Below are 12,420 nucleotides of genomic sequence, written 5' to 3' on the forward strand. Positions count from 1 at the left end.
GATCGGCAGCGCGCCGCCGTCAGGAAGAGGTTCACTGCCGATCGATTGGAGTGAGTTCCTGAAAGCCGCGCAGAAGCGGACGAAGGCGACCCTCAGGAACCGATCGAGTGGACACTCGACCAGTGAAGACGCTATCCGGCTCGCTTCTGTGTACTCATCCCGAGGAAATGAGGGTTCTGTCAGTGTTCTACAGGTGTCGTCGAGGTGATCGGAGAGCCTGGTCAGGGCGGCCTACCGACATCCTTTCCCAGGGACGCGACGTCAGTCGGTCATCCCGCCGGTGCAATAACATAGTTGGGGTCAATCTGAGAGAAAAGTTCTTCGATGGGGAGAAACTGCATGAGGTTCACGTTTGCTCCCTCCCCCTTTCTCTGGATAATGCCGTACAGCCGCGCGTCCTCGCTGATGACAGGTCCCCCGGAGTCACCGACATCTATCCCTTGAGCGTTTGTCGTGCGGGCCATGACCCCCGTGGGGTCTTCCCATCCCGGAGGCCGGCCGTCGTTCAATACCCAATTGCAGTTCACTCCCGTTTCCTGCCCGCTGGTACAGAAGCGTTCGCCCCACGCCGGACTGCCAGGGGGGTTCATCGGGACCGGTCGTTCACCTCTCCGAGTGCTCATCATGACCCGCCCTACGGCGCGCGGCACCACGGCACTCCCGCCAATGCACGCCGCAACGGAGCCAAAGCAGGCTCGAGGCGTTGGGGACGTGTACGGCGGGATCACGGCAAGTTCGACGTCGTCGGTCGAAGACATCCACACGACAGTGCCTATCCTCTCGAAGTTCAGTCCGATCCCGGAATCGATGTACGGGGCGCAGTGCTTGGCTAAGACGACGTATCGCGTCGCCGCCACGTACTGAGAGACCATCGAACCCGGTCCGATCCTCTTGAGCACTGCGCCAACCGTGCAGTAGCTGTGGGTGGGCATTGTCAGAGCGGTTCCCGCGACGATGGGAAAGCGGGTTCGTGGTTGGTCTTGCGCGTTTGCAGGAGCAGTTGGGCCAACAAGTGTGGCGGCCATCAGGAAAATGCCCATGGCGCCGAAAGCAATCCGCCGTCTGCGCGTGGAGCGTGGAAACTTCATTGATTCACCTCGTGTGGGAGGATGCTGGCCGACGTGCCCTAGGCGCAAAAAGGCGCACCGGTGGCCATCCTGAGTAATGTCTCGACTATCGGCATCGCGTTGCTGCACACGATATCGACGTGTCGGGTACGAGCCGAGCGAATACCCGGTCAGCAATGACAGTAACCCGGCTCTTTCAGCAGCATCATCCTTATGTCATGAGTGTTCTCGAACACTTCCACGAGTGTTGGGGCTTTTCATAAGTCCCCCTTAGGGGGCATAGTAAGCCCCTTTCGGGGTACGGAAGAGTTCTCGCTGGCTCAGGAGGTGAGATATCCACTCTGCTGCCGAAACTCCGCTTGCGACTGCACACCACCGCGCGTGCTCCGGCGCCTCGGCGAGAGGGAGGCGTCTCAACGGAGTAGCGGGTTAGCGCGTGGCTGTGGCCGACGCGGTGAGGGCGCGGCGCAGGGCGATGACCGCGACGATCACCGCGCCCGTCTCCGTCAGCACGGCCGCCGCGACCGAGATGGCCGCCCAGACGGCGAAGGGGCCGGAGCCGGCAGCGTCCACAGCGGCGAACTGGGCGCCAACGAGGGTGAAGGTTCCGACGAACAGCCACGCACCAACCAGCGCGAGAATGCAGCTGAGCCACGGCAAGCGCTCCGACCCCGCGCGGATCGCGACGAGAGCTGCCCCCCGGTCGAGAACAACCACAATGAGGACGGCGGCGAACACGGCGCCGATAGCCGCGAACTGAGGTTCGGCGCCCGCATTCCCTCCGACAATGGCACCCAGCTCGATCAGCGGCAAAACAAGAGCGACCCGGGCAGCCCATCGACACCAGCGAAGAGAAGACGAGACAGACACGGGTACTCCTTACATTCGGGTTGGCTCCCACGGTGCCCGCCCCGCACCGCGACAACAACCGCCGCAAGGCCCACCCGCCTCCCCCTCCCGAACGACTCACCTCCCCCCTCCGCCCTACCTCTCCTCCCCGCCGCGAGATGCCAGCTGGGTACGCGACACGCCGATGAAAGCGTGCCCAACTAGCCTCTTGCGGGGGTGAGAAGGGGGCTGAGCGCGCCGGTTATCGGCGGGTGGTCAGGGTGTGGAGGAGGGTCGGGACGTCCACGTCCATCCACCTCGAGGGGGAGGGCTCGCGGCGAGCGAGCGGGCGGGGCAGCCACCGGCCGGTCGCCCACGGGCGGGGCGTGTGGAGGCGCTGCACGCGGCGGAGGTCGCGGCGCAGCCCGGCAGCATCGTGGTAGCCCGCGAGGCGCGCGACGCGGCCGAGTTCGGCCGAGCCGGCGGCCTTTGCCAGGAGCAATTCGGCAAGTTCAAGTCGGCGCGACGCGAGGTGCGCCGCCACGGGCAACCCGTAAAAGCGGCGGAATCGGCGACGGAGCACGGCGGGCGCGATCTTCAACTCCCGGCCGAGGCGACTGATCGTGAATCCCCGGTCGACGTATCGCTCGTTCACCAGGGCCGCGACGGCCATCGCCAGGACATCGTGTCGACCACCGGTCGACTGACTCGGCCGCCTGTCAGCCGCGCTCCGCAGGAATCTCATACCTAAGAGACGGAACGCAACACCCCGGTGTCACGGCGTGGCGCGCTCCGCAAAGGTTCTGACGCAGGCGTCTCGTCGTGATCCCCGTCTGTGCTCGTTCGCCGCCGTCCGGGCGTCCGGTCGCCCATCTTCGTCACGGCCCGCCGCAGCGCACGGACGTCCCGGAACCCCGCCAGCCGAGCGATCTCGGTCTGGGTGAAGGAGGAGCCCTCCGCGTTCCGGGCCAGGTAGGTCCGCGCTATCCGCACGCGCTCGGCCGTGAGCGACGCCTTGGCAGTGGAGCCCGCCTGCGCGAAGACGTGGCGTAGGTTGCGCGGGGAGGTACTGATCGCCGCGGCGAGCAACTCGACGTCGAAGTCCGGATCCGTCGCTTTCGCTGCAATCATCCGCATGGCACTGCGGTGGAGGGCGCTCGACGCCGTCATCAGCCAGGGCGACGTGGTCTCGAGCGCCTGCAGGAGGAGCGCGGTCATCAGGTGCCGCACCCCCGTCGCGAAGTCCGAGAAGCCAGCGTCTTGCACGCTCATACCCGAGTTCAGCGCGGCGTTCGAGGTGGCGGCGACAGCGTCGCGGTACTCCTTGGCCGGTGCGACGAAGATCTTGCCCGCGGCCAGCTCGTCGCGGGCGGCCCGTGGGAGGACGTCGAGGTCGTAGTCGAGTTCGTAGCGGGCGGTCGGCGAGGTGGAGGTGAACCGGAAGGAGTGTTCGCCTCCCGGGAGGACCGCCACGTCTCCCGCGCCGAGTTCAGCCGGCTGCGCCCACGAGTCGGATTCGATCGTCGCGGTTCCCTCTATCTGGAGGAGGAGGAGGGCGTTCGAGGAGTGGCGGGTCACTCGGTAGGAGGCCGCCGTATGCCAGACGCGGGCCATGCGGAGGTCGGGGAGAACGAGTTCGTCGGCGACGAGTCGGACTTCGGGTTCGTCCTCGCTGCTCTCGACCATATCGCGGTCGGCAAGCCAGCTCAGCGCCTCCGGACCGCGAAGGGAGTACTTGTACCGTGGTGTCTCAGTGGGCATTGCCATTCCTTTCTCGTCGATGCCTCGTCACGACATTTTCTCGACCGTCAAGCGGGTCGACTTCGGTGATCTGTTCTGCTTACACCTTGACGACGGCGGCCTGTCAAATACATATTCCGGCAACGTCATGGTCATTTTGCGGCTATTGACGGACGCTCTTCTCGCGAATCGAATTTGTCGAAGAAATGTCGTCGCGACAGTCTTCTGGAGAGGCGGATATCCGTGCAGTGACAATGAAACACAGAAGGAGGAGGACTCTCCGGCTACAGCGCGGTTGGCGCGAATTGCCGGAAAGCGAACGACCTCTTTTGCGCCACGAAGTCACGAGAACCAGCGCCTTGGCAGATAGCCGACTAACATTCCCCTGCTCAAGGGCGCCGCCCGCGCTCCTCCCAGGGCACCGCGGGCCGGACATCCGCACAACGACGGCGATCTGCACCTCCGCGCCCGAGGGCGGAGGAGCACGCGGCGGCGGCAGCGGGTGCCGCGCTTCGACAGCGGAGAGACCCAGCGGCTCCGTCAGCGGCGACCGAAAGCGTCCACTTTCGGCAGTTCGCGAGTCCGTTCCTCAGGGGTCGACAAGCTCCTTCACCGCGATCCGGAGGCGATTCTCATTTCGCCTCTCACCCACTTTCGGCAACCCCCTTGACATTCCCGAAAGACGCACTTCTCGGAGCAACTCCGCACGTCGATGGGCCGCATTAGCGGCTCCTTCCGACGCGCGCTCCTGCGTCTGCCGCACATTACTGGGCTGAAGCCATCCGGTTCTCGAACCGACCCTCGGCTTCCGGTTTTCACTCACGACCGTCGACATTCCGGCTCGATTCTCCGACGCGTCGAACGCGGTGGGCTCGGTGGAGCGAGAGGAGGTCTCCGGATGCCGCCTCGCCTAGTGCCCGAAATGCATCTCGCAATGCGCGTGAGGAGGGAAAGCCGGCGCGGCGCGCGACTTCGTCTATTCCCAGTCCTCGGTGCGTCTCGAGAATCTGGCGGGCGACCCGGGTCCGCTCGAGGCGGATGGCCTGCCGCGGCGTGAGCGCCCGTTCGGCGAAGGCAACCTGGAGCCAGCGCGGTGTCATCCGCTGGGTCGCCGCGAGGGCTGCGACGTCGAAGGAGGGGTCGGTGCAGGAGCGGCGGATCTCCTCGAGCGCGCGATCCACGATCGAGTCGGACGGCGGCTCGTTCGCCTCGACCAGCACCGCCGCGACCAGATTCTCGAGCGCCGCGCGGGTGAAGGACCAGGTCGTGTCGCGGCGCTCCCCACGGGAAGCGAGCGTCGCATTAGCGAGGGTGAGCAGCCACGGAAGGGAGTCGAGGTCGGGCCCGAGCCAGTGCACCCCCTCCGCCACCGAGACGCCGTAGCGCCGCGAGAAGGATTCGCTGACCCGCAGCTCGATGGAGCCGACCGAGTTCTCCACCTCGACCGTCGTCGCCCCGTCAAGAGTGTCCACGAAGCCCTCCCCCTTGCTCACCTCGAGCGACGTCGCTCCCCGCGTGACCCGGATCCGCCCCTCGACCACCAGGCTGATCGCACTCCCGCCATCAACGGCTCGTCGGGTGAGCGCAGAGGCGTCGTGCCAGAGCCGCGCGACAGCGAAGGTGCGACCCCGGATGACGTCGCCGCCCGCCCGCATCCGCGGCGAATCACTCGTGACCTCGTAGCCGAGGCCCGCCATCCACCGGATCGCGGGCTCCCCCTGCACCGCGACGCGACGATCAACCGAGTCGGCCTCTCCTGAATTGCGCAGCACTCGGGACCCCTGTCGTCAGGACGCCCGATCGGCCGCGCGCCTCCTCGATCACGCCTCATCGTCGCGAGGGATGCAGGGGGCGGACGCGAACGCGAAGTCGTGGCGACCTGGACGCGAAGCCCGAACCTGCTCGCGAGGCGCCCTGGAGGCCCTAGCAGACCCTTTACGACCGATAGCGGCAGACGCGCCCACGCTTTCCGGCCGATGTTCGGGCGTAAGAGTGCTCCGAGCGGGGAGCACTGGCAACACTGCCTCTTGTCCGTACACATCCAAAAGAAAGTTCGAGCATCACATGCCGAAGAAGACCCGCGACGTCATCGTCGCTTCGTCCGACTGGACCGTTCCCACCGCCGATGGCGTTCACCGCCGCACCATCGTGAAGGGCGCCGCCTGGACCGTTCCGGTTGTGGCTGTTGCCGTGGCGACGCCTGCTGCTGCGGCGTCGAAGACGCCGACGCTCGCATTCACGCTGGCGAAGTACACCGGGAAAGGCTGCGACACCATCAAGGGTGTGCAGGTCAAGCGGACGACTGACGGGAGCACCGCGGATCCGGGCAAGGTCGTGACCGTGACCCTCAGCGGCGGATATACGTTCGCAGACGGCACCACGAGCTACTCTGGAACAACGGATGCCAGCGGCTTAATTACCCTTCCGAACATCAAAGTCCCCGCGAAGGGCGGCGATAGCACTTTCAGCGCATCGTCCGACACACTTGCCGCGTCAGCCCCCGTCTCGAGCACATCAACGTCGTCGCTCTACCGTCGCAATCTGACGTCCGGCACGGTTGAAGGACCGGACACCATTCCCGGCGACTCGACAGTCGTTGGAAACCTTGTTTCCCTCGCTCCCGACGGCACCCTGCACGACTACAACAACACGACTGCGATAGCGTCAAACGTTACGTCGGCCGTCAGCCAGGTCGCAAACAGCGGCAGCCGCTACGTCACGTACATCATCGGTACTACCCTCTACCGCAAGAATATAAACACAGGGGTATCCGACACTTCCGACACCATCCCCAAGGACTCCAAGGTCGTGGGAAATACCGTCTCGCTCGCTCCCGACGGTACCCTGCACCAGCTCGGTAACACGACCGCGATCGCGAGCAATGTCACCTCTGCCGTCGCGTCGATCGGTGGTAACAACGTCACATACGTCACCTACATCGTCGGTACCAGCCTCTACCGGAAGACTTTGAGCACGGGTAAAGTCGACGGGCCGGATACTATTCCGGAGAACTCCGTCGTCGTAGGAAATACCGTCTCGCTCGCTCCCGACGGTACCCTGCACCAGCTAGGTAGCACGACCTCGATCGCCACCGGAGTAACGTCGGCGGTCGCTCAGATCGGCTCGAATAACGAGACCTACGTGACCTATATCGTTGGTACCAACCTCTATCGTAAGAATCTGACCACCGGAAAGGTCGATGGACCTGACAAAGTCCCTGCCAACTCGACCGTCGTCGGAAACCTCACCTCTCTCGCCCCCGACGGCACCCTGCACCAGCTCGGCACGACAGCGGCGATCGCCACTGGCGTTACCTCCGCGGTCGCCGACATCAACCCTGCGAATAACGATTCGTATGTCACTTACACGAAGCCGGCCTGCTAAACAAAGCTCGAAATACTAAGAAAGACCAGTCGCTTGATCCACTCGGCTTTCATATGAACTGCTCAGTGAAAACCGACGCCTGCTAGTTCCCAAATCAGTGAGGGCTGCCGAATCACCCGGTTCGGCAGCCCTCACTTTTTGCTATCGGAGCAATCCCTTGAGGCTCGTTCAAAGCCCTGTCGAGCCACTACACAATGCTTGATCAGCGCACATCTCGAAGCTAGGGGCCGCCTGCTTTGAATAAGGCTCTTTGACCACAGGCTGGGAGGTGGCTTGCAATCTCGTTGCTCCTGCGCGGACCCGTAGTGATGGAAAAAGCGCTTTTCAGGCTCTTCGGATACCTGGCGAGGCGGGGCATGCCGCAGGGTGCCGTCAAAGTCGTTTCAGTTGGTGAGTATGAGTTTCGTGGGTCTGGCGGTGTCTAGGGCGTGATGTCGGAGGGCGGCGGCGATGTTGGTATGGCCGTCGAGGCGGAGGAGGCTGATCGCGGTGGAGCGCAGGGTCGCCATCACGCGGGACCCGTTCCCAGTTCGTGTCTGGGATCGGTCTTCGTCGATGGCGACGTCGCGGACCCAGTGCACCCGGTTCTCGATACCCCAGTGCCCCTGGATCCATGCGGCGAGCGTCCGCGGCGGGGCGTCCTGTGTAGCCGCGGTCTCCGAAATGGCGTGGCTCGTCGTTCCCCGTGTCGAGGAACCCGGACTCTCGGAGCGCTTTCGCGTCGTGGACGCTGCCGGGCAGCGGATCGGAGACCCAGGCGAGTTGACCGTCGAACGTGCACGCGACTTGCACGGTGACGCCGGTTCGCCGATGTTTCCCGAAGTACAGTTCTGGACGGTTCCGCCATGACCAGCAGGGGAGCAGGCTGCCATCGATGATGTACTAGCCGTTCGAGTCGAGATCATCAACAGCCGGGACCCAGCCGGCCAGCGCGGCCGTCAGCGCAGGAACGAACGCCACGATGATGCGGGAAATCGTGGCTTGTGAAGCACCAGACATTTTCGCCAACTCGTGCTGAACATGATTGAGCCGAAGATAAGCGAGAGTTACCGCGACGAATCGGAAGAAGCTCAGGGCTGGCTTCCTTCCCGTCGTTCGTCTCCGCCTCGGGACGTGCGGCACGACCCGCAAGCACAGTTCCGTTATTTCCGTCGTCGTGAAACCTGTCATATGATGAGGCTCATGCAAAACCGTTTGTGGGTTATAAATTCGATCGTGTCGCTCACGAATGACACCGACCGATCCACTTTACTTGAGAAGTACTTCCGAAGGAGCTTCTCACAAAGGAATCGGCCGGTGCGCACATAGACTACTACGGGAATGACCTCCGAGCAATATGCTCTCCTCGCCGAACGAATCGAGAACGAGTTCATCTGGCGCAGACCTACCGGGCGCCCGCGGAAGCTTTCTCTCTCACAAGCACTTCAGATCATGCTTCTCTAGTTTCGCCACAACGTCACCGAGTAACTGATCGCCGACCTCGTCGGTGTCGACCAATCGACCATCTCGCGCACGATCACAGAGGTCGAAGCGATGCTCAACGTCGTCACCGTGGACGAAAAGCCCGACGTCGCGGCAGCCCTGGGTACAACAACGACTGTCATCGACGGCACCCTCCTGCCCCGCTGGTCCTAGGCAGACGTGCCCGAGCTGTATTCCGGAAAACACAAGACCACAGGACACAACTGCAGGTCCTCGCCGATCTGTCGGGCCGACTGATCTACCTCTCAGATCAGATCGCGGGCAAACATCACGACGCGCACGCACTCCGAGAAACTTTACTGGCCACCATCATCAATTTCTTCAGCACCCTTGCCGATCGAGGATATCAAGGCACGGGCCTCGTCACTCCAATCAAAAAGAAGCCGAGACAAGAGCACCTACCGAACTACGCCAAACAGCACAACAAATTCGTCAAAATCCACCGGTACATCATCGAACGAACAATCGCCAACATCAAGACGTGGCGAATCTTTCACACCGACTACAGGCGCCCACTACGCACATTAACCAACGCATTCGCCGCCGTCCGCGGACTAATCTTCTTCATTCAGAACACCACAGGTTTCGCATAAGCCTCAGAGTTGCAACGACCTGCTTGCGAATGTTCACCAGCACCGGCCGTCCCGACATCTCACCCCTTCCCGCGACAATCTTCCATATCCGAGAGATCGGCCCGTCAATTGCTCCGCATCCAGGCCTGTAGGCGAGTCGTATCGCATCGGCTTCCCGTTCCAAAAATAGCGAGCGTTGGAATTTTTATTTTCTCGAATGGAAAGCCGATGCCCCAGAACGACAAGCCCGAATCAGATTTTATGAATAACGCTCTGAAAAAAAGATAATTGGAATATAAAGGCTTATGAAAAACGGCATCGCGCACTCAATGAAGGTGCCCCCGACCTGGGGGTTTTGTGACGCTCAGGCGAGCGTTGCATAAGCCTCTTAGAAGCTTGTATTGGTAGATTAATATTCTCAGAAAAACCGCCATCTTTAGTTATGACACGCGCGTCGACGGCCGACGGATCAACCATTTTAAATAGGCCTCCATAACCCACAAATGGGTTTTGCATAAGCCTCATGGAATGGCTTCGCCCCTCTCCGGGGCGAAGCCATTCGTGCTTTCACTTGCAAAAAATTTGCCCCGCGGCGGTTGGCGGCACATGGGGCCTCGGGTTACGCCGGACCCGTTGGAACCGTCCTCTCCGCTGATGCTGTCGCCAGGACCGCCCTTGCAAGCGGGCCGTCCTCAGGCAGGGGCGGCGGCGGCTTCCCGAGTCAACAAGTCCTGCGCCGACCGGCCATCTCAGGTGGCCAGTTCGGAGTAGCTCAGTTCCGGGTCACAGACGCTCACGCGAAGCCGGTTCGGCCTCGACGCGAACAGGATCGGCCCCTCGGCCCTTGAGGGGACCAGCACTGCGGACGCTCTCAACTGCCGGATAGCACTTACCAAAAGGTGAGCAGCCGGTGTCGGCTGCCTCAGCCCGCTCACGGCGACGCACTGTCCTCGTGGTGCCCGCCTTCGGCATCCGCGCGCATCACGGCGGGGGCCGACTCCGGCGACCCGGATCAGGGCAGGCCGCATCGGGGGATGCGAGCATCGCTCCGTTGGACATTTTCGGCTAGCCAAACACTGTTTCCGGCATGTAGGTGCCAAAAACGGCCAGCGGGCACAGACCCTCTTGGGTGCTGCCAGGACCGTTCCCGTCATCGCCGCCTCGATGGCAACGCCCGCCGCACCAGCAGCGAACTCGCCAACGCTGGCGTTCATCCAGCCGTCCTCACGAGGCGAAGACCGCAATGCCCGGGCGGCGTTCAAGGGCTCCTTCCCCAACGCCGCTGGTGACCTCTCCCGCGACGACACCCGGCAGATCACCGCAGTGCACCGTCAGCCCACCCACCCTCGGAGACATTTTCGGCGGCCGTGATGCCATTTTCGGCGAGGCTGGCGCAGAAGACGTCGACGCGAACCCCATGTGCCTCCGACGCGAACAGGATCGGCTCCTCGGCCCCATGCGCGACCCGCACTGCGGACACTTTCGCCTGTCAGAAAGACACCTACCGAAAGTTGAGCACCCCATGACCAAGAAGACCCGCGACCTCATCGTCACGACATCCGACTGGACCATCCCCTCCGAAGACGGCCTCCACCGCCGCACGATCGTGAAGGGCGCCGCCTGGACCGTCCCGGTCGTCGCCGTGGCGATGGCCACCCCCGCCGCCGCCGCATCGAACACGTCGTGTCCCACCGTGCCGGCTGCCTCGGCATGGGTCCTCTCCTCGACCCAGGGCAACATTCAAGCTGGAACCGGAGCGCCGACTCGCGACGGATCGAAGGGCAACGAATGGTTCGACTACATCGAACCCGCGACGAACACGGGTAATGCCGGATCAACCTTCACCACGAACATCACGGTCACACCAGGACAGGTCCTGACCTTCAGCTTCTACGCGGCAGCGTCACGCGGTACGGGCGGGAACCAGGCTCCGACGGCGGCCATCTACTCGTTCGGAGTCCTCGCGAACAACTCGCTCAGCGAGCTGGTTTCCAGCACCAGCCAGGACGGAAGCACTCCGAACTCTCCCTCCAACAATCCCTTCACCGTGTACACGCAGAGAACCGCCAGCTACACCGTCCCGGCAGGAGTAACCAGCATTCAGCTCCAGATGAAGTTCTCCCACAACGGAGTAACGGACAACCAGGTCAGCGACGAGTTGGGCGTGACGGCACCGACTGTCACCTGTAGCTGAGCGAGGTGACGAGTGGCTGCGCAACGCGGTCGCCCAGCCTGATCGAGGCGCACCGCAGCGACTGGGAGACGCTAGTCAGGCGTTTCTGCGGGTGACGGCAACTGCGCCACGCCTCTCGGAAGGACGGAGGAGGTCGGAGCACTGGCTCCGACCTCCTTCGTTAGTTGGGTGTCGTCACGAGACCAGAGTTCCCGCTGCCGCTCTGTCTCCACGTTCGCTAACCGCGCTCCCGTGCCGACAGAGCGTTCGCGCAGCCGCCGGGCGGGCGGCTTCACGGCGGGATTCTCCGCTACCGCGGCTTACACCAGATACATATGGGGAAAACTAACCGGGGTAAATATACATATAGTCATTTTCAGGAACTGATCTCACGGAATTCAAGGGCTGAAGCGCTGGTAGGTCACGATTCGACAACCCATCTGGCACACCCCGACCACGATTGTCGCGCTTCGCAGAGTTCTGTCACTAGTAGTCGACCCTGTGCCAAGCATAAGCTGACGAAACTGTGGCAATTTCTGTACCCGGAAAGAGAAAAAACCCATGTTTACCCCCTCACCCGAACTTCTTGTCCCCTCGTCCGGCTACACGTCTGCGCATACCGGCGGCCGTCATCACCAAGACACGACCATGACATCTGAGGTGTGGACCACCCCGGTGGTCTCAAGGATCACCGTCGCGCCGACAATCGCCTCGTCGAGCCAGTCCCTGCTGGCCTTCACGCAGGCGGAGTACCGCGGCACCGCCTGTACGACGATCCCGCGGGTACAGCTCCGCCGCTTGTCTGACGGGTGCACTCCCGTCCAAGGCGCGCTCATCACCGTCACTCTCGCCGGCGGCTACACCTTCGTCACCGGCTCCACCACCTGCTCGGCGACGACCGATGCCCGGGGACTGATCACCCTCCCGTGCATCGTGGTGCCCGTGATGGGCGGAGCCGGCTGCATCACGGCATGGAGCGACGGGATGTCGGTCTCGGCGCGCGTTTGCGCACCGGCACCGGCACCGACGGCGAAGCAGGGCTGATAGGCACTGCGAGAGCCCGGAGTTCCGCCCAAGAGGGGGAGCCACGGCTGCCGCAGGATGGCTGTTCAGGATCTCCCTGCTCACGCCAGAGTGCGCGGGAATCCGGCTAATCGCAGCGGTGACGCTGAGC

General features: G+C 63.0%; 11 protein-coding genes and 1 pseudogene. 4 read left to right on the plus strand and 8 right to left on the minus strand.

Going from position 1 to position 12,420, the window contains the following annotated elements:
• Positions 1-269: 269 nt before the first annotated feature.
• The 5 genes from HRF29_RS09320 to HRF29_RS09340 all read right to left on the minus strand — a co-directional run bounded on the left by HRF29_RS09320 (position 270) and on the right by HRF29_RS09340 (position 5,407).
• Entirely contained in the window at positions 270-932 is a 663-nt protein-coding gene (locus HRF29_RS09320) for a chymotrypsin family serine protease (RefSeq protein ID WP_173248113.1), read from the minus strand.
• A 564-nt stretch (positions 933-1,496) separates the two neighbouring features.
• Positions 1,497-1,937, minus strand: a complete 441-nt coding sequence (locus HRF29_RS09325; RefSeq protein WP_173248115.1) for a hypothetical protein — start codon at positions 1,935-1,937, stop codon at positions 1,497-1,499.
• A gap of 220 nt (positions 1,938-2,157) precedes the next feature.
• On the minus strand, positions 2,158-2,568 hold the full coding sequence (locus HRF29_RS09330; RefSeq protein ID WP_173248116.1) for a helix-turn-helix domain-containing protein: 411 nt from the start codon (positions 2,566-2,568) through the stop codon (positions 2,158-2,160).
• A gap of 74 nt (positions 2,569-2,642) precedes the next feature.
• The gene (locus HRF29_RS09335; protein ID WP_173248118.1) at positions 2,643-3,656 is read right to left on the minus strand and encodes a helix-turn-helix domain-containing protein; all 1,014 of its coding nucleotides are present in this window, start codon (positions 3,654-3,656) and stop codon (positions 2,643-2,645) included.
• Between the two features lie 794 nt (positions 3,657-4,450).
• The gene (locus tag HRF29_RS09340) at positions 4,451-5,407 is read right to left on the minus strand and encodes a helix-turn-helix domain-containing protein (protein ID WP_173248119.1); all 957 of its coding nucleotides are present in this window, start codon (positions 5,405-5,407) and stop codon (positions 4,451-4,453) included.
• 292 nt (positions 5,408-5,699) lie between these two features.
• Here HRF29_RS09340 and HRF29_RS09345 point away from each other — a divergent pair, with 292 nt between their 5' ends.
• Positions 5,700-7,019, plus strand: a complete 1,320-nt coding sequence (locus HRF29_RS09345; protein ID WP_173248121.1) for a hypothetical protein — start codon at positions 5,700-5,702, stop codon at positions 7,017-7,019.
• Positions 7,020-7,402: 383 nt separating this feature from the next.
• Here the strand turns inward: HRF29_RS09345 and HRF29_RS15520 are convergent, their stop codons facing one another.
• The 3 genes and pseudogenes from HRF29_RS15520 to HRF29_RS09360 all read right to left on the minus strand — a co-directional run bounded on the left by HRF29_RS15520 (position 7,403) and on the right by HRF29_RS09360 (position 8,189).
• Entirely contained in the window at positions 7,403-7,765 is a 363-nt protein-coding gene (locus HRF29_RS15520; RefSeq protein ID WP_425503125.1) for a transposase, read from the minus strand.
• A pseudogene (locus HRF29_RS15525) lies at positions 7,653-7,898 on the minus strand (transposase family protein); the annotation flags it as partial. The gene HRF29_RS15520 and the pseudogene HRF29_RS15525, both read right to left, overlap by 113 nt.
• Before the next feature lie 3 nt (positions 7,899-7,901).
• Positions 7,902-8,189 (minus strand): hypothetical protein, encoded by a 288-nt coding sequence (locus tag HRF29_RS09360; protein WP_173248123.1) that lies wholly within the window; start codon positions 8,187-8,189, stop codon positions 7,902-7,904.
• Positions 8,190-8,704: 515 nt separating this feature from the next.
• Between HRF29_RS09360 and HRF29_RS15530 the strand changes: the two genes are divergently transcribed.
• From HRF29_RS15530 to HRF29_RS09375, 3 genes are all read left to right on the plus strand, one after another.
• Positions 8,705-9,094: a transposase family protein gene (locus HRF29_RS15530; RefSeq protein ID WP_425503126.1), complete on the plus strand. Its 390-nt coding sequence runs from the start codon at positions 8,705-8,707 to the stop codon at positions 9,092-9,094.
• Between the two features lie 1,501 nt (positions 9,095-10,595).
• Entirely contained in the window at positions 10,596-11,267 is a 672-nt protein-coding gene (locus HRF29_RS09370) for a hypothetical protein (protein WP_173248125.1), read from the plus strand.
• 627 nt (positions 11,268-11,894) lie between these two features.
• Positions 11,895-12,290, plus strand: a complete 396-nt coding sequence (locus HRF29_RS09375; RefSeq protein ID WP_173248127.1) for a hypothetical protein — start codon at positions 11,895-11,897, stop codon at positions 12,288-12,290.
• Positions 12,291-12,420 lie beyond the last annotated feature (130 nt).

It is taken from the genome of Rathayibacter agropyri (assembly GCF_013249015.1).
Lineage (GTDB): Bacteria > Actinomycetota > Actinomycetes > Actinomycetales > Microbacteriaceae > Rathayibacter > Rathayibacter agropyri.